Genomic DNA, 16,117 nt, shown 5'->3' with positions numbered 1-16,117 from the left:
AAGCCGGCCGGGAGGCGTCGCGTCCTTTGCCTAGTGAGCGGCGCGGCCGACCGTCTTCATGTCGCTGAAAAAGGCGGCGCGGCTCGGGCGGAGGTTGGACAGTTCGAGCGGACCGGGCACGCCCCAGGCGCCTTCGGGACGGATCGTCACCATCGGATCGTCGCCGATGCCGATCGGATGCTCGTCCGCCTCGCCATCCAACTCCATCTCGCGATAGTCGACATCGGCGAATTTGAACAACGGGCGCTCCGCCATTTCGCGGAAGCCGAACATCGCCCAGAACGGCACCAGATCGAGCCGGGCATGGCCGTAGAAACGGCGAAAACCCTTGTGCCGCGCCAGCGCCAGCGCCTCGCGCACCAGCTTGAACGCCAGCCGGCTGCGACGATATTCGCGGCGTACCGCCAGCCGCTCGACCTTCACGAAATCGCCGAAATAGCGCATGCGGATGCACCCCGCCGGATCGCCGTCGATGAAGCCGATCAGGTGAGTCGCGCAGAAGTCGTTGCCGTCGAATTCCTCGGAGTAGAGGCAGAATTGCTCGCTGATGTAGGTCGAGGAGCGCACGGCGAAGATCATCGCCATGTCCTCGAACGAGCGGACCGGGCGCACCTCGATCTTCGGGGCCTGGCGCGCCGGCGCCGTCATCCGCGTCGGGATCGGCGCCATCTCCGCCCGGGGCAGGACGACCAGCAACCAGTCGGGCGCGCCCGGATAGACCCGATTGGCCTGCTCGAAGCCCATCGCGGCGTTGAGTCGCGCGGCATGATCGGTCACGGCGCGGGAGAAGAGCGGACAGCCATCGGGCACCAGCTCGGAAAAGATCCGTGCCATGCCGGGAAGCGCGCGGGCCAGCCGACCGGGCGTCCAGGTCATCCAGATATAGACCGCGGTCGGAATCTCATGCTCGGCGACGATCCATTCCGGCTTCGGCTCGCGGCCGTTGAGGGTGCCGGCGAGCAGATGCTCCGCGCCCTCGGCGGACAGCGGCAGATAGGCGATCATGGTGGGGTCGTCCGCGTCGCTCAGCCCCTCGATGACGCGGACGATGGCGGGATTGCGCTTGCGCATCCGGTCGATCGCGCTGAACGGCGCGACCGGGAAAAGGCGTCCGGCCTTGTCGAGCACGGCCTGGATCTCGGCGTCGCTGGCAGGCCGCGATACGGGCGGCGATTCGGTCCGCGACAGGGTGCGCTCGACCTTTTCGGAGAAGCGAAGCCTGCCGAAACTGTCGGAATTCCGTTTGTGCGGCTCTGCTCGCATTTTGTCGCTCCCACTGTTAAGTTAGCCTCGGACAGGAGTGTAATGGCGAGCAAGCAACCGGCCGCGATCCAAAATCCGGACCATGGTGTTCCCAGGTGGAACGCCACGCACGTTCGCACGCTCGTTCGGGACCTGGACTGGGACGATCTTCGCGCGCTCCTGCTCGTCACCGAACATCATAGTTTTCGTGCTGCGGCAGACAGTTCCAGGCTGTCCCTCAATACTTTGCGCCGCCGGATCGAGCGGCTGGAGGACCGGATCGGCACCAAATTGCTGGGTCGGTCGAGAAGCGGCGTCGTGCCGACCGATATCGGCCTGATGCTGGCCCGCGCCGCGCGCGAGATGGCGGGCGCCGCCCTGTCGGCCGAGTCGGAGGGTGATGGCGAGGCCAATGTCCTGATCAATCCCGGTGAACTGACCATCGGTTGTACCGAAGGGCTGGGCAGCCTGTGGCTGACGCCGCGCCTGAACGACCTGTCGCCCGCATTGTCCAACCTGACCGTTTCGCTGCAGCTCGATTACGACGTCGCGCGCGACCGCAGCGACGTCGTCGATGTCGGCGTCGCGTTCAGCGAGCCGCACCGGCGCGATCTGGTCCGGGCCAAGCTGGCAACGGTGCATTACATGCTGTTCGCGTCCGAAGCCTATATCCGCCGCAACGGCGCGATGACGTCGCTCGATCAGTTCCGCGAACACCAGTTCGTCGAGCAGAGCGGGCCGGGCCTCAACCCCGGACTGATCAAATATCTGGTCGGATCGGACTGGCCGGCGAGCTTCATGCCGATCCGGTCGAACTCGGCGCTGTCCGTCTATTGGGCGGTGGTCAATGGCGCCGGCATCGCCGCGCTACCGACCTATGCCCGGGCAGTGTCGAAGCATCTGATCCCGCTCGACGTGCCGTTGCCGCTGCGGTTCGACCTCTGGTATTATTTCCATGCCGAAGCGCGGCATTCGCCGGCGGTGCGTGCGACGATCGACTGGCTGAAGACGGCGTTCGACTCGGATCTCTATCCCTGGTTCGCCGATCAGTTCGTGCATCCGCGCGATTTCGAGAAGAACCGTACCGGCAAGGTCATCCGGCTGTTCGAAGGGCTGCTCGACCCAAGAAAATAGTCAGGCCGGCYGCGTCCAGGCGCAGCGGCCGGCGACATAGGTTCGGGCGATCGCGCGGTCATCGCCCAATATCTGGAGCGCGAACAGCTTGTCCGCGAGGCCCGCCCCGGCGGTGCGCCGTGCGAGCAACGGCGTGGCCGCAGGATCGAGCACCACGAAATCGGCCTCCTGCCCGGGCTGAAGCCCCCCGATCCGGTCGGCGAGACCGAGCGCCCGGGCGCCACCGGCCGTAGCGAGATGGAGCGCGCGGAACGGATCGAGCGGCGTGCCGCGCATCTGCCCGATCTTATAGGCCTCGCCCAGGGTCGCGAGCAGCGAGAAGCTGGTGCCCGCGCCGACATCCGTGCCGATCCCGATCTTCACGCCGTGGCGATCGGCGCGCGCCAGATCGAACAGGCCGGAGCCGAGGAACAGGTTGCTGGTCGGGCAGAAGGCGATGCTGGACCCGGCGTCGCGCAGCCGGGCAAGCGCGCGATCCTCCAGATGGACGCAGTGCGCGAACACCGATCGCGGGCCGACCAGGCCGAAGCGGTCATACACGTCGAGATAATTCAGCGCGGCCGGGAAGCGACCCGCGACCGCGGCGATCTCTCCGCTATTCTCCGCGAGATGGGTGTGCATCAGCACCTCGGCGTGCGCGGCGACCAGATCGCCCGCCCCGGCAAGCTGCGCATCCGAGGAGGTAAGCGCGAAGCGCGGCGTCACCGCGTAACCGAGCCGCCCGCGCCCGTGCCACCGCGCGATCAACGCCTCGCTGTCGGCCCGGCCGGTCTCGACCGAATCGCGCAGGGTCTCGGGGCCGAGATCCATCAGCACCTTGCCCGAGACGATCCGCATGTTCCGCGCGAGCGCTGCCTCGAACAGGGCATCGACGGAATGAGCATGGACCGTCGCGAAAACCAAAGCGCTGGTGGTGCCGTTGCGCAGCAGTTCGTCGAGGAAGAAGGCCGCGACTGCATCGGCATGAGCGCGATCGGCAAAGGCGGCTTCGGCCGGGAAGATATGGCGTTCGAGCCATTCGAGCAGTTGCCCGCCATAAGCGGCGATGCTGTCGGTCTGCGGATAATGGATATGCGTGTCGACAAAGCCGGGGACGAGCAGCCCCGACAGGCGTTCGACGGGCATGCTGGAGAAGCGCGGGGCGAGATCGGCGTAGTCGCCGAACGCCACGATCAGGCCGTCCTCGACCACGAGCAGCCCGTCTTCATGGTGGCGGATCGTGCCCCCTTGCGCCGGATCTTCCGGAACGCTCAGCAGCTCGGCGCGGAAGCCCTGGGCGGTCATGCGGCGTGCCGGGCGAGCGAGAGGATCTGGGCAAGCGCCGCGATGGCGATCACCGCCGGTTGCTTGCCGGTCACGCCGGGCAGGCCGATCGGGCAGGTGAGGCGCGACGCATCGATTCCCTCGTTCGAGAGCCGGGAGAGGAAGCGCGCGCGCTTGGTGGCCGAGCCGATCAGGCCGACATAGGCTGCGGTTCCGGCGAGCGCGGCGGCGGTGAGGCGGTAGTCGAGGGCGTGATCGTGCGTGACGATCAGAATCGCGGCATCGGTGGGGGCTGCGCGGGCGCAGTCGACCATCGCGTCTTCTTCAGCCTGCATGACGCCGGGATAGTCGGCGGCTTGCTCGCGGCTGTCGAACCAGGCGAGGTGGAGGGGCAGGCCGGGCGCGCGATCGGCGATGGCGCGGCCGACATGGCCCGCGCCGAAGAGGATGAGGGGGGTGCCCGGGGTTTCGGTAGGTTCTACAAAGCGGATGCCGGCGACGGGAAGCGGGCCGCGAGCGAGAAGCAGGACCGTTCCCCCGCGAAGGCGGGGGTCCAGAGTCGCAGACATCGACGCTTTTGGCTCTGGACCCCCGCCTTCGCGGGGGAACAGCTCGCGCTCGATGCGATCCTCGAGCAGGCTAACGACGGTAGGTCGACCCTGATCCAGAATCTCGATCACGCTCTCGTCCAGCCGCTCGACCAGCACCCTCACCCGCCCGCCACAGCATTGCCCGAGCAGCGGCCCGAGCGGATAATCCTGCACGCGCCAGCTTCCCGGCGGCAGCGCCAGGATCGCACGCGCCTGTTCGGTCACGCGCCATTCGAGTGCGCCGCCGCCGATCGTGCCGTGCAGCGCATCCGTCGTCACCACCATGCGCGCGCCGGGCCCGCGCGGGGCGGAGCCTTCGGTTGCGAGGATCGTCACCAGCGCGGTCGGGCCCTGCGCCAGCGCCGCGCGCGCCGCTCCGGTCCATTCAGCCATGACGGCCCCGCAGACGATCGATCGCGGCGAGGATACGCTCGGGTGTCGCCGGCGCGTCGAGATCGGGCAGGCCCTTGCCCGGCGCCGCCGCGGCGATGGCCTGAGTCAGCGCGGAGAAGACCGAGATCGCCAGCATGAACGGGGGCTCGCCGACGGCCTTGGAGCGGTGGATGGTCGGTTCGGTGTTGCGGCCGCGTTCCCAGAGCCGGATGTCCATGCGGCGCGGGCGGTCGCTGGCGGTCGGGATCTTGTAGGTCGACGGCGCATGAGTCAGCAGCCGGCCGCGATCGTCATAGACCAGCTCCTCGGTGGTCAGCCAGCCCATGCCCTGGACGAAGCCGCCCTCGACCTGGCCGAGATCGATCGCCGGATTGAGCGAGCGGCCGACGTCATGGAGGATATCGACCGCCAGCACCTTGTGCTCGCCGGTGAGCGTGTCGATCACCACCTCGGACAGGGCAGCGCCATAGGCGAAATAGAGGAAGGGCCGGCCGCTATGGCTGGCGCGGTCGTATTTGATGTTGGGCGTCGCGTAGAAGCCGGTCGAGGACAGCGAGATGCGGCCGAGATGGGCCAGCCGGCAGAGCGTATCGAACGGCACCGTCTCGCCGCCCGCGACGACGCCGTCGCGGGTGAAACGCACTGCCTCAGCCGAGCCGCCGAACTTGCCCGCCGCGAACTCGGCGAGGCGCAGGCGGATCGTCTCGGCTGCGTTGAAGGCCGCCATGCCGTTGAGGTCGGCGCCCGACGATGCCGCGGTGGCCGAGGTGTTGGGCACCTTGTCGGTGCGCGTCGCGGAGATGCGCACCCGATCGACCGGCACGGCGAAGACGTCAGCGACGATTTGCGCCACCTTGACCATCAGGCCCTGCCCCATCTCGGTGCCGCCATGGTTCAGATGGATCGAGCCGTCGGCATAGACATGCACGAGCGCGCCGGCCTGGTTGAGATGCGTGGTGGTGAAGCTGATGCCGAACTTCACCGGCGTGAGGGCGAGCCCCCTTTTCAGCACCTTGTGGCGGGCGTTGAACGCCTCGACCGCCACGCGGCGCGCGTCATAACCGGTGCGCGCTGCCAGTTCGGCGATCAGGTCGGGCGCGACATTGTCCTCGACCGTCATGTGATAGGGCGTGACGTCGCGGCCCGGCGCGTAGAGATTGATCCGGCGCACGGCGAGCGGATCGAGCCCGCGGGCGGCGGCGATGGCGTCCATCACCCGCTCGATCGCCATCATGCCCTGCGGCCCGCCGAACCCGCGAAAGGCGGTGTTGGAGACAGTGTGCGTCTTCAGGCGATGGCTGACGATCTCGACCGCGGGCAGCCAGTAGCAATTATCGGCGTGGAACATCGCACGGTCGTTGATTGCGGGCGACAGATCGGCGGTGGCGCCGCAGCGCGAGGCGAGTTCCAGGCGGATGCCCTCGATTCGGCCTTCGTCATCGAAGCCGACGTCATAGCCGATCTCGAATTCATGGCGCTTGCCGGTCATGACCATGTCGTCGTCGCGGTCGGCGCGGATCTTGGCCGGGCGGCCGGTCTTCGCCGCGACCAGCGCGCAGGCGGCGGCATAGGCGGCGGCCTGAGTCTCCTTGCCGCCGAACGCGCCGCCCATGCGCCGGACCTCGACCGTGACATCGGCATGGCTGCGCGCCAGCACCTTGGCGATGAGGTGCTGCACTTCGCTGGGATGCTGGGTGGAGGACAGGACATGGACGTGCCCGCCCTCGCCCGGCGTGGCGAGCGCAGCCTGGCCTTCGAGGTAGAAATGCTCCTGCCCGCCCATCTCCAGCCGGCCCGACAGGCGATTCGGCGCGGCGGCGAGCGCGGCATCGGCGTCGCCGCGGGCCATGCGTTGCGCTGGTTCGATCAGCGATCCCGCGGCCTGCGCCTGACCGATGGTGACGAGCGCGGGGAGTGGCTCGACAATCGCCTTGCCCAGCCGCGCGGCGCGGCGGGCTGCACCGGTGCTGGTCGCCGCGACGACGAAGAGGGGCTGGCCGGGATAGAGGATTTCCGCTTCCGCGAAGAGCTTGTCGTCGCCCGCGACGGGGCTGACATCGTTCTTGCCCGGAATGTCGGTGGCGGTGAGCACCACGACCACGCCGGCCGCGGCGCGGACGGCGTCGAGGTCGAGCGAGACGAGCCTGCCATGCCCGTCGGTCGCCAGTCCGAAGGCGAGATGGAGCGTACCGGGCGCTTCCGCGACATCGTCGACATAGAGCGCGCGGCCGGCGACATGCGCTTCGGCGCTGTCGTGGCGCAGCGGCTGGTGGACCGCGCCGGGGAGGCGTTCGGCGTCAGCCATCGGCCAGCACGCTGGTGACGTCGCCCGATTGCTCGGCCCAGAGGCGGCGCAACAGGTTCGCGGCGACGGTAAGGCGATAGGCGCTGGAGCCCCGCGCATCGCTGAGCGGCGAATAGTCGCGGGCGAGCGCCTGCGCCGCGGCCTCGACCGCGTCCTCGGACCAGGGCTGGCCGATCAGCGCGGCTTCGCAGGCGGGCGCGCGGGCCGGGGTGCCGGCCATGCCGCCAAAGGCGATACGGGCGGCAGTCACCCGATCCTGATCGACCGTGATGGCGAAGGCGCCGCACACTGCGGAAATGTCGCTGTCGAAGCGCTTCGACAGCTTGACGATGCGGACGATCGTCCCGGCCGAGGGGCGCGGCACCCGCACGCTTTCGACGAACTCGTCGGGGGCGCGATCCTGCACGCCGTAACGGATGAAGAAGCTTTCCAGGGGAATCGTCCGCCGCACATCGCCGCGCCGGAGCGTCAGGGTCGCGCCGAGCGCGATGAGCGCGGGCGGCATGTCGCCGATTGGGGAGCCATTGGCGATATTGCCGCCGATCGTGCCCGAATTGCGTACCTGCAACCCGCCGATCCGCCGCGCCAGCTCGCCCAGATCGGGGTGGAGCCGCGCCAGCGCCGCCTTCGCCTCGGTATAGCGGACGCCCGCGCCGAGGGTGAGGCCGTCCGCGTCCTCGGCAATGGTGCGCAGATCGGCGACATCGCCGATGAAGATCGCGGTGCCGAGATCGCGATGCTGCTTGGTCACCCACAGTCCGACATCGGTCCCCCCGGCGACGATCCGCGCGCCGGGATGCGCGACCAGCAGCGCGGCGAGTTCATCGCCGGTCTGCGGGGCGAACCAATCGGCGCCTAAGCCCTGACGGGCGATCCCGCGCAGCAAGGCCGCGACGTCGGCGTCGTCGGACTCGCCCGGCAGCACGGCCTCGCTCGCAGCGAGGATCGGGCCGTAACCGGTGCAGCGGCAGAGATTGCCGGCGATAACGTCCGCCACCGGCTCACCCTTTGTACCCGCCGCGCCGATGCTGCGGCCATAGAGCGACATCACGAAACCGGGTGTGCAGAAGCCGCATTGCGAGCCGTGCCGCTCCACCATCTCGCGCTGAACCGGGTGGAGTTCGCCGTCCGGCGACAGGCTCTCGACCGTGCGGAGCGCCTTGCCGTCGAGCATCGGCACGAACAGGATACAGGCGTTGACCGCGCGCCATGCCACCGCCTCGCCGTCCAGCTCGCCGAGCAGCACGGTGCAGGCGCCGCAATCGCCCTCGGCACAGCCTTCCTTGGTGCCGGTGCGGCGGAGCTTGTAGCGCAGCAGGTCGAGCACGCTGTCGGTGGCGTTGGCGGCCACCTCCATCACTGCGCTGTCGAGGACGAAGCGGACGGTGCCTGTCATTGCACGGCCTGACTTACTTCAAGCCCCTCCCCTTTAGGAGCATCGCCGCAGCCCTGTCCCCCGGACAGGGCCAAGGGCGGCGATGCTGGGTTGGGGGTGGGGCAGTGCGGCAAGAACTGGCGCCTGCATATGCGGGACTGCCCCACCCCAACCCCTCCCCTGAAGGGGAGGGGCTTTAGAAAAGATTGCCGCGCCCTCATCTCGGTGCCCCGGCAGCGATCCAGGCGCCGAGCTTCTGGCGTTCGGCTGTCGTCATGCCGGTGGCGTTGCCGAGCGGCATGACGTCGGAATCGACCGCTACCTTCCGGATGCGCGCCGACAGGGCGCGGACATGGCCGTAATTGTCCATCACCACGCCGAGCGGCGGCGCAGTGAAGGCGGGGTTGGTCGGGTGCAGGCTATGGCAACCCACACAATGCTTCGTCAGGATCGGCTCGATATCGGCGAACACGACATTACCGGCCGGTAGCGGCTGGGTGCCAGGGTCGGCAGTCCGCACTACGGCACTCTTCTCCATCGAGACATAGGTGACGCTCGCCAAGGCAAGCACCGCCGCCACGACCATCGCCGCCCCGGTCGGCTGAGCGCGGTGGCGCAGGTTGAAGACATGGCGGACGGCGACGCCGGTCAGGCCGAGCAGCGCCAGCACCAGCCAGGGGCGCTGCGCCCCGTACGTCATCGGATAGTGATGGCTGATCATGATGAACAGCACCGGCAGGGTCATGTAGTTGTTGTGCAGCGAGCGTTGCTTGGCCGCCTTGCCCAGCGCGGGATCGGGCGTGCGCCCGGCGACCAAATCGGCGACGACCTTGCGCTGGTTGGGGATGATGACGAAGAACACATTGGCGACCATCGCCGTGCCCATCATCGCCCCGAGATGCATATACGCCGCACGCGCATTGAACACGCGGTCGAGCAATATGGCCGCGACGAGCAGGAAGGCGAACCAGACGATTCCGAGCAGCCGGTTGTTCGTGCCCAGCGGCGAGCGGCACAGCAGATCGTAGAACAGCCAGCCGACCGCCAGCGCGACGAGGCCGATGGCGATCGCTTCGGCGGGGCTGAGCGCTGCCTTGGCCGGATCGATCAGATAACTCTGCGCGCCGACATAATAGACCAGCACCAGCAGCGAGAAGCCGCTGATCCAGGTGAAATAGGCCTCCCATTTGAACCAGTGCAGGCGATCCGGCATCTGGCTCGGCGCGACCTGGTATTTCTGGTTGTGGTAGAAACCGCCGCCATGGACCGACCAGAGCTCGCCCGAGGCCTCGCCTTGCGCGGGCGGCGTCAGGTGATTGTCGAGCCAGACGAAATAGAAGGACGACCCGATCCAGGCGATGCCCGCCGTCAGATGCAGCCATCTGATCGCCAGGTTGAGCCATTCGGCGAGGTCGATCGTCATGGTCTCAGCTGCCCCGATAGGTGGAATAGCCATAAGGCGAGACGAGCAGCGGCACATGATAATGCCCGCCATCCGCCGCGATGCCGAAATCGACCACCACTTCGTCGAGGAAGGGCGGATCGGGCAAAACGACGCCAAGACTGCGGAAATAATCGGCGACGGAAAAGCGGATCGCGTAGCGGCCCGGCCTGAGATCGTCGCGCATCAGTTCCGGGCAGCGGCCGTCCGCATTGGTCGTGCCGCGCGCGATCTCGCCGTGTGGCCCGGTCAGCGCCAGGTTTAGGCCGGCGGCAGGCCGACCATGCGTGGTGTCGAGCACATGGGTGGAAAGGCTGTTCATGCCATGTCCTTGAGGCGGAGGCGCACGATCTGGCCGATCTCGGCGATGGCGGTGGCGATCTCGGTCTCGCGGTCATTGCCGAGCCGCTGCTCCATCGCCGCGAGGATGCCGGCCTTGTCGGTCAGCCGCACGCAGAGGATGAAGGGGAAGCCGAAACGCTCGCCGTACGCAGCGTTGAGCGCGTGGAAGCGGTCGAACTCTTCTTGTGTCAGGCGGTCGAGACCCGCCGAGGCCTGTTCGGCCGCTGATTCCGCAGTGAGCGTCCGGTCGATCGCTGCCTTGCCGGCCAGTTCCGGGTGGGCGCGGATCAGTTTGAGCTGTTCCTCTGGCGTCGCCTCATGCACCACCGCCATCAGCCCGGCATGGACGTCGCCGAGCGGCAGGCGGGCGGCGGCACGCATCACCACCCAGGGGCTATGCTCGAACAGTCCGCCATAGTGGCGGATAAAGACGTCGGGATCGGTCTCGTCGATCATGACGTCGTCCCTTCGATCGAGACATGCGCCGAGACGATCTTCCAGCCATCAGCGCCCTTCACCCAGGCCTGGCTCTGGCGGCCGCGCCTGCCGCTGCCGTCGCGGAAGAATTCGGCATTGGCGGTGGCGAAGCTGTCGCCATAGGTCGTGATCGCGACGCGCCCGAGCCGGCGCTGCGGCGATCCGCCACGGCCCTTGCGGAATGCCCTGATCTCGTCCGCGCCGTACAGCACCTCACCGACGCCGTAGCGGATCGTGGTCGACGCATCGGCGAACAGCCGGTCCATCGCCGGGATATCGTCCGCCATCAACGCGCGTTCGTACGCGTGGAAGGCGGCGGTCACTTCGGCCAGGACCCGGGGATCGTCGATCGTCATGCCGGGTACAGTTCGAGCCAGTGCCGCGCGATGTCGATGCGGCGCGCGACCCAGGCGTCGCCGCTCTCCAGCACATGATCGAGGAACTGCGCGACCGCGATGGCGCGACCGGGGCGGCCGGCGATGCGCCCGTGCAGCCCCACTGACATCATCCGCCCGCCTTCCGCGCGGAGCTGCTCATAGGTGTCGACGAGGTAGCGGAAGAACTGCACGCCCTCGGTGAAGCCGTTGAGCGCGACCATCTTCATGTCGTTGGCGTCGAGCGAATAGGGGACGATCAGCTGCGGCTTGCCGTGCCGGCGGTCGTAATAGGGCAGGTCATCGGCATAGCTGTCGGCATCGTAGAGGAAGCCACCTTCCTCGGTGACCAGCCGCGCGGTGTTGGGCGAGGTGCGGCCCTGGTACCAGCCGAGCGGGCGGGTGCCGGTCAGGCGGGTATGGAGATCGATGGCCCTGGTGATGTGCTCGCGTTCGATCTCTTCGGCGACATATTGATAATCGATCCAGCGATAGCCGTGACTGGCGATTTCCCAGTCGGCCAGGGCCATCGCCTCGACCGCGGCGGGGTTCATCTCCATCGCCGAGGCGACGCCGAACACGGTGATCGGGATCCGGCGCTCGGTGAACAGCCGATGGAGGCGCCAGAAGCCGGCCCTCGAGCCATATTCGTAGAGGCTTTCCATCGCCATCGCACGCGCCGGGTGGCTTTGCGCGCCGACCATGTCGGAGAGGAAGGCCTCGGAACCCTTGTCGCCGTTGAGGACGCTGTTCTCGCCGCCTTCCTCGTAGTTGAGCACGATCTGGACCGCGACGCGGGCGTTGTTCGGCCAGCGCGGGTTGGGCGGGGTCTGGCCGTAGCCGATGAGGTCGCGGGGAATCATTGCCCCTCCCTTTTGGGAAGATCTGATTCACGTACTGGGTTAAGCGCGGCAAAAATCCTTCTCCCCTTGTGGGAGAAGGTGGCCCGAAGGGCCGGATGAGGGGGAGTGAGGCTCGCGACACTAGCGAGTGTCCCCCTCACCCTTCCCATCGCTTCGCGATGGGCCCCTTCCCTCTCCCACAAGGGGAGAGGGAGATTTCCAGGCCCCCTCACCGCCAGACCTCCAGCGCCGCATCCACGCCAGCGCCCGGCAGTGTCGCAAATCCTTCCGCCCGCAGCACCGCCTCCAGCGCACCCAGCGTGATCGCCACCTTATGCTTCATCGCATTATAGCCCATCGCCCCGATCCGCCAGATCCTGCCCTGCAGCGGCCCGAACGCCGCGCCGATCTCGATCTCGAAATCCTCGCGCATGCGGCGGCGGACCGCTTCGCCATCGATGCCTTCGGGCACGAATATGCCGGTGACGTTGGTCATGCGGTGCGCGTCGTCGCCGAACACGGTCAGCCCCATCGCCCGCGCGCCGGCCACCACCGAAGCACCCGCGAGGCGATGCCGCGCGAACCGTGCCTCGAGCCCCTCGCCCAGCACCACGCGCGCGCATTCGCGGGCGCCGTAGAGCATGGTCGTCGCCTCGGTATGATGGTTGAGGCGTTTCTCGCTCCAATAGTCCATCACCATGGCGAGATCGAAATAATTGGAGCCGATCCGCGTACCGGAGCCGTTGGTGATGTCGTCGCGGACGATGCCCTTTTCGACATGGCGGCGCGACGCGATATGCTCCGCAGCACGGTCCGAGATGGTGATCGGGGCCGAACCCGAAGGTCCGCCCAGGCATTTCTGCAGGCCGCCGGTGACCACATCGACGCCCCAGGCATCGGCCTCGATCGCCATGCCGCCGATCGTCGCGGTTGCATCGACATAGGAAAGCGCGCCCGCCGCACGGCACAGGGCGCCGAGCCCGGCGAGCGGCTGCGCCATGGTGGTGGAGGTGTCGCCATGCACCGCGGCCACGACCTTCGGCCCGGTCCGTTCGATCGCGGCGGCGATCGCCTCCATCGGCACCACTTCGCCCCAGGGCGCGTCGACCGTCTCTATAGTGCCGCCGATGCGTTCGACGATTTCGCGCAGCAGCAGCCCGAAGCGGCCGAAATTGACGATCAGCACGGTATCGCCCGGCGCGATCAGGCTGACCAGAGCAGCCTCGATCGCGGCGCGCGCGGTGCCATCAACGAGGAAGGTCCAGGGATTCTCCGTCCCGAAGATCGGGCGGTAGAGCGCCATGACCTGGTTCATATAGGCCGTCATCTCGGGGTCGAACTGGCCGAGCAGGTCAGCCGACATCGCGCGCAGCACGCGCGGATGGGCATTGACCGGACCGGGGCCCATCAGCAGCCGCTGCGGCGGATCGATCTCTCCGAAAAGGTCAGGCGTCAAAACTGTCTCCCAAGAAGCGTTCGCCGAGCCGGTCGATGAAGCCGAGCATCACCCGCCGCGCGATCTCCGCGTCAGCCGGATCAACGCTTTCTGCCGGGTTGTGGCTGATGCCGCCCGCGCAACGGACGAACAGCATAGCGGTCGGGCAGAGCGATGCCATCACCATCGCATCATGCCCCGCCCCGCTGGCGAGGCGGCGTTCCGGCTGCCCCTCTGCCGCCATGGCGTCGGACAGCAGATCCATCAGCGTCGCGTCACAGGGGCTCGCGGGCAGATCATGGACGCGGTCAGCCGAGACCGCGATCTTTCGCCGGGCGCCGATCGCCTCGATCTCGGCGAGAATCGCGCCCGCGACCGCGTCGCGGGCGGCCGGATCGAGCGCGCGAATGTCGATCGAGAAGGCGACATCGCCGGGGATGACGTTGACCGCGCCGGGCCTCGCCTCGAGCCGGCCAACCGTCGCAACGAGATCGGACGTTCCGCCGCTGCCGAGCCGCTCGATCGCCAGGACCATTTCCGACGCCGCCGCCAGCGCATCGCGGCGCAGGCCCATGGAGGTGGTGCCGGCATGACCCGCCACGCCTTCGACCCGGACATTATAGCGACGTTGCGAGGCGATGCCGGTGACCACGCCCACTGCAAGGCCGCCCGCCTCCAATGACGGGCCCTGTTCGATATGCGCCTCGAGATAGGCGATGACGGAGCCTCGGGCGCGTACGGCCCCACCAACACCGTTCGTGTCGAGCGTAGTCGAGACACAGGTTTCCCGACTTCGCTCGACACGAATGGGAGGAGCGTAAGCTCTCAATGCCTCTATAATCGACACGCCATCGCTGTCCGTTACGTCGAGCGCCTGCGGATCGAACGTCCCCGCCACCGCCCGGCTGGTCAGCATCGGGGCGGGGAAGCGCGAGCCTTCCTCGTCGCCGAACGCAATCACGTCGATCGCGAAAGGCAGGCGCCGGCCCGCCGCGTTCAGCGCCGCGACGCATTCGATGCCCAGCATCACGCCGAGCGGCCCGTCATAGCGGCCGGCATCGCGCACGCTGTCGAGATGGCTGCCGATCAGCAATGCGGGGGCGCCGGGGGTCGTGCCCTCATACCGGCCGACCACATTGGTCGCGGCGTCGATGCGGACCGTCATGCCCGCTTCGACCATCCAGCCGGCGACCGCCTTCTGCGCGGCCGCGAAGGCGCGCGACAGCCAGGCGCGGAACAGGCCACCCTCCATGTCGCTGAACGGCGCGACGCCCAGCGCATCGCAGCGTTCCACCGCGCGCTGCCCGCTGCTCACCATGCCGCCACCTGCCCGTCGCTGCGCGGATCGGTCGCGCCCTCCAGCATGCCGTCGGCATGGCGGACGATCGCGCCGGCATGGCCCATGGTCGCGGTAAAGGCCGGCATCAGCTCGACCTGATGGCCCGCGGCGACAAGGTCCTCGTACAGATCGGGCGCGAAGCGATCCTCGATCTTGAGCGTGGTGCTGTCATCGCCCCAGGTCCGCCCGAGCAGCCAGCGCGGGCGGCTGATCGCTTCCTGCAGGCCGATGCCGTAACGGGCATAGCGGGTGAAGATCGCCGCCTGGGTCTGGGGCTGCCCTTCCCCGCCCATCGTGCCATAGGCCATCACGCGCCCGTCGTCGAAACGCGCCAGCGCGGGGTTGAGCGTGTGGAAGGGTTTGCGCCCCGGCCGCAGCGCGTTCCAGCCCTGCTCCGTCAGGCGGAAGCTGCTTCCCCGATTCTGCCAGGTAATGCCGGTCCCGGGCAGGACCAGGCCCGACCCGAATTCGAAATAGGTGCTCTGGATCGCGCTGACGACTCGGCCCTCGGCATCGGCCGCGCCGAACCAGCAGGTATCGCCCGCCGATGCCGGCTGCGGCCAGGGCAGTGCGCGGGTGAGGTCGATCCGCGCCGCCAGCCGATCGAGACCGGCCGGGTCATCGAGCAGCGCCTGTGGATCGATCTCCATATAAGCGGGGTCGCCGACGTGCCGGTCGCGGATCAGAAAGGCCTGCTTGGTCGCCTCGACCAGGCCATGGACATGGTCGAACCCCTCAGCCCCGGCGGCATGGAGCCGGTCGAACAAAGCGAGGATCAGCAGCGAGGCGAGACCCTGGGTGGGCGGCGCGGTGTTGAACAGCCGCGCGCCCGCGATCGGCACGCTCAGCGGCGCGGGCCGGGTGGCGCGGTGCGCGGCGAGGTCGATCGCCGAAACGGGGCTGCCGAGCCGGCCGAGATCAGCGGCGATCGATCGCGCCAGACCGCCCTCGTAGAAGCTTCCCAGGCCGTCGCGCGCCAGTATCGTCAGGGTCGCGGCGAGCTGGGGCTGGCGCAATATCTCGCCTTCGACCAGCGGCCGCCCCTGAGGCTCGAACGTTGCCGCCCAGGCGCCCGGCTGGTCGCGCAGTTCCGCGCCCTTGGCCGCGGCGATCTCCGCCCCGCCGCGCGTCACCGCGACGCCGAATTCGGCATGGTGAATAGCATCGCGCAGCAGCCGCGCGAGCGGCAACGCACTGTCGCTCGTCGCGAGCGCCGCCGCCCAGCCGGAGATCGTCCCGGCGACGGTATTGGCGGCGAGCGGACCGCGCCAGGGGATCGGCCCATGCCCTTCATAGAGGTCAAGGTTGGCGGTCGCGGCAGCGCCGCCGCAAGCATCAATGGCATGAGTCCGCCCGTCGGGCTCGGCGATCAGCCAGAAGCCGTCGCCGCCGATGCCGGTCATGTGCGGATAGACCACCGCGAGGCACGCCGCGACCGCGACCGTCGCCTCGACCGCGTTGCCGCCATCCTGCAGCACGCCGAGCCCGGCCTGTGCCGCCAGATGATGGGGCGCGGTCACCATGCCGCGCAGGCTTCTCACTTCGTTACGCATCACGACGGCAAC

Annotated in this window: 14 protein-coding genes; 1 reads left to right on the top strand and 13 read right to left on the bottom strand. The window is 68.2% G+C overall.

Going from position 1 to position 16,117, the window contains the following annotated elements; all coding sequences use genetic code 11:
- Nucleotides 1–30: 30 nt before the first annotated feature.
- Nucleotides 31–1,263 carry a GNAT family N-acetyltransferase gene (locus tag AC1DX5_RS13710; protein WP_465171609.1) on the bottom strand — a complete coding sequence of 411 codons (1,233 nt, stop codon included), beginning with the start codon at nucleotides 1,261–1,263 and terminating at the stop codon, nucleotides 31–33.
- 42 nt (nucleotides 1,264–1,305) lie between these two features.
- On the opposite strand from AC1DX5_RS13710, the gene AC1DX5_RS13705 reads away from it, so the two are divergent.
- A complete protein-coding gene (locus AC1DX5_RS13705; RefSeq protein ID WP_465171608.1) occupies nucleotides 1,306–2,376 on the top strand; it encodes a LysR family transcriptional regulator in 1,071 nt (356 codons plus the stop codon).
- On the opposite strand, the gene guaD is transcribed toward AC1DX5_RS13705, so the two are convergent.
- The 12 genes from guaD to AC1DX5_RS13645 form a co-directional block, all read right to left on the bottom strand.
- Nucleotides 2,377–3,660, bottom strand: a complete 1,284-nt coding sequence (gene guaD, locus AC1DX5_RS13700; RefSeq protein WP_478016006.1) for a guanine deaminase — start codon at nucleotides 3,658–3,660, stop codon at nucleotides 2,377–2,379.
- Nucleotides 3,657–4,622: a xanthine dehydrogenase accessory protein XdhC gene (xdhC, locus tag AC1DX5_RS13695; RefSeq protein ID WP_478016005.1), complete on the bottom strand. Its 966-nt coding sequence runs from the start codon at nucleotides 4,620–4,622 to the stop codon at nucleotides 3,657–3,659. The genes guaD and xdhC overlap by 4 nt, the downstream gene beginning before the upstream one ends.
- A complete protein-coding gene (xdhB, locus tag AC1DX5_RS13690) occupies nucleotides 4,615–6,927 on the bottom strand; it encodes a xanthine dehydrogenase molybdopterin binding subunit (RefSeq protein WP_478016003.1) in 2,313 nt (770 codons plus the stop codon). Before xdhB ends, xdhC begins: the two co-directional genes overlap by 8 nt.
- Nucleotides 6,920–8,323, bottom strand: a complete 1,404-nt coding sequence (xdhA, locus tag AC1DX5_RS13685) for a xanthine dehydrogenase small subunit (RefSeq protein WP_478016001.1) — start codon at nucleotides 8,321–8,323, stop codon at nucleotides 6,920–6,922. Before xdhA ends, xdhB begins: the two co-directional genes overlap by 8 nt.
- A 196-nt stretch (nucleotides 8,324–8,519) precedes the next feature.
- Complete coding sequence (locus tag AC1DX5_RS13680; protein WP_478015999.1) at nucleotides 8,520–9,725, bottom strand: urate hydroxylase PuuD; 1,206 nt, start codon at nucleotides 9,723–9,725, stop codon at nucleotides 8,520–8,522.
- A gap of 4 nt (nucleotides 9,726–9,729) precedes the next feature.
- Nucleotides 9,730–10,065 carry a hydroxyisourate hydrolase gene (uraH, locus tag AC1DX5_RS13675; protein WP_478015998.1) on the bottom strand — a complete coding sequence of 112 codons (336 nt, stop codon included), beginning with the start codon at nucleotides 10,063–10,065 and terminating at the stop codon, nucleotides 9,730–9,732.
- Nucleotides 10,062–10,541 carry a 2-oxo-4-hydroxy-4-carboxy-5-ureidoimidazoline decarboxylase gene (uraD, locus tag AC1DX5_RS13670; protein WP_478015996.1) on the bottom strand — a complete coding sequence of 160 codons (480 nt, stop codon included), beginning with the start codon at nucleotides 10,539–10,541 and terminating at the stop codon, nucleotides 10,062–10,064. Before uraD ends, uraH begins: the two co-directional genes overlap by 4 nt.
- Nucleotides 10,538–10,918: an oxalurate catabolism protein HpxZ gene (gene hpxZ / locus AC1DX5_RS13665; protein WP_478015994.1), complete on the bottom strand. Its 381-nt coding sequence runs from the start codon at nucleotides 10,916–10,918 to the stop codon at nucleotides 10,538–10,540. The genes uraD and hpxZ overlap by 4 nt, the downstream gene beginning before the upstream one ends.
- Nucleotides 10,915–11,796 carry an allantoinase PuuE gene (gene puuE, locus AC1DX5_RS13660; protein WP_478016067.1) on the bottom strand — a complete coding sequence of 294 codons (882 nt, stop codon included), beginning with the start codon at nucleotides 11,794–11,796 and terminating at the stop codon, nucleotides 10,915–10,917. The genes hpxZ and puuE overlap by 4 nt, the downstream gene beginning before the upstream one ends.
- Nucleotides 11,797–12,007: 211 nt before the next feature.
- Nucleotides 12,008–13,186 (bottom strand): pyridoxal-phosphate-dependent aminotransferase family protein, encoded by a 1,179-nt coding sequence (locus AC1DX5_RS13655; protein WP_478016065.1) that lies wholly within the window; start codon nucleotides 13,184–13,186, stop codon nucleotides 12,008–12,010.
- Nucleotides 13,187–13,223: 37 nt separating this feature from the next.
- Nucleotides 13,224–14,531, bottom strand: a complete 1,308-nt coding sequence (locus AC1DX5_RS13650; protein WP_478015992.1) for an allantoate amidohydrolase — start codon at nucleotides 14,529–14,531, stop codon at nucleotides 13,224–13,226.
- The gene (locus AC1DX5_RS13645; RefSeq protein ID WP_478015990.1) at nucleotides 14,525–16,105 is read right to left on the bottom strand and encodes a gamma-glutamyltransferase family protein; all 1,581 of its coding nucleotides are present in this window, start codon (nucleotides 16,103–16,105) and stop codon (nucleotides 14,525–14,527) included. The genes AC1DX5_RS13650 and AC1DX5_RS13645 overlap by 7 nt, the downstream gene beginning before the upstream one ends.
- Nucleotides 16,106–16,117 lie beyond the last annotated feature (12 nt).

It is taken from the genome of Sphingomonas sp. P2_B6 (genome assembly GCF_056404755.1).
Note: the sequence above shows the minus strand (reverse complement) of the source record. Positions and strands in the feature narration are given on the sequence as shown.